We start from the raw sequence: 1,374 nt of genomic DNA, 5'->3' as shown, positions 1-1,374 counted from the left end.
GCACTGATTACTGATTAATGATTAACGTCAGTTCGGGATAAAGGGGGAAGGAAAAGAGGGCGGCTAGTAAGCTGAAAAATATATAACCATATCCTCGATAGTTCCAGTACCCCCAACTCCAGTGCAGTCTTAACGAGTAATTTAGGTAGTCAACAGCTTATTATTGAGGCAATGGGGTCAAATTCAGCACAAGACTTTAGCTAAAGAGGCGGGTAAATCGGCTAATTTTTCCACCACTGTCACCCCAGCTTCTTGAAAATGACGGAGGCTATCTTTTCTGGTATTCTTAGCGGCAACAGAGTAGGAAAGTTGGTTAGAAATAATTGTTTCTGTATCGCCGAAATTGGTTTCAATCGCTGTATTTAACCCGACAAGATAGGCAATCACTGGTTTTTCGATCGCCGAGGCAATATATTTGGCTGCCTCGATTTCGGCCTTTCCTCCCACCTGACTGACGAGGAGAATCGCCTCGGTATTGTCATCTTCCTCGAAAACCTGCAACCATTGGGACAAATTGGAGCCAATAATGCCGTCAGTACCCAAATTTACCGCCATAGATTCACCATACCCCGCTGCTGTTAGAGTTTTCGCTACTTCATCCCCTATGCGATCGCCGCGGGTGATTAGACCGATTGTCCCCGATTGATAAAAACTGGGTTCACAAATACCCAACCAAAGATAATTGGGAATAATTACACCCTGGCTGCCGGGTCCGAGAATTAATGTCCCGGTGGTAGTAGCTATCTTTAATAATTCCACCAGATCCAAGGGGGGAACTCCTGGGGTGACGATAATTAATTGGGGAATGGCTGATGCGATCGCTTCTAAGGCCGCATCTAGGACTTGATTGGGGGGGACTAAAATTAAACTGGTCCTGATTTCCCCGGCTTCAGCAACGGCCTCGGCCACTAGATCAAACACTGGTATCTCTGCGATTATCTCACCACCGTGGCCACTAGCCACCCCCGCTACTAAACAGGTTCCCTGAGCTTTCAATCGTGCCGCATAATATTTGCCTAGGGGTCGATCGATCCCTTGCATAATTATCTGATCCTTATCTGTCCATTTCATATATTAAGTGTTGGGAGTTGTTTCAGTAAACAGTAAACAGTAATCAGTAAACAGTAAACAGTAATCAGTGAGACACTGTTGATGGGAGTTTTTTTCAGTGGTCAGTAAACAGTAAACAGTAATCAGGTTCTGAAGGCAAGAGTCACTCATGCAAGAGGCTTCGGCCGTTCGGCGAGCGTTCGACAAAAGCTCGCCGAACGGCAAAAGAAAGAATCTGGCAATTCTCTCACCTAAAAAGAAGGTTAGAAACTAAGCACATCAAAGCTTTTAGCTTAACCAATTAGGTTTTAAGTAGGTGTGTGG

Annotated in this window: 1 protein-coding gene; it reads right to left on the bottom strand. The window is 45.1% G+C overall.

Translation table 11 applies throughout. From position 1 onward, the window contains the following. Positions 1-183: 183 nt before the first annotated feature. Positions 184-1,071 (bottom strand): succinate--CoA ligase subunit alpha, encoded by an 888-nt coding sequence (locus tag MICAI_RS16860; protein WP_039900432.1) that lies wholly within the window; start codon positions 1,069-1,071, stop codon positions 184-186. Positions 1,072-1,374 lie beyond the last annotated feature (303 nt).

It is taken from the genome of Microcystis sp. T1-4 (assembly GCF_000297435.1).
GTDB lineage: Bacteria > Cyanobacteriota > Cyanobacteriia > Cyanobacteriales > Microcystaceae > Microcystis.
The sequence above is the reverse complement of the archived record's forward strand: the minus strand, read 5'-3'. Positions and strand labels throughout refer to the sequence as shown.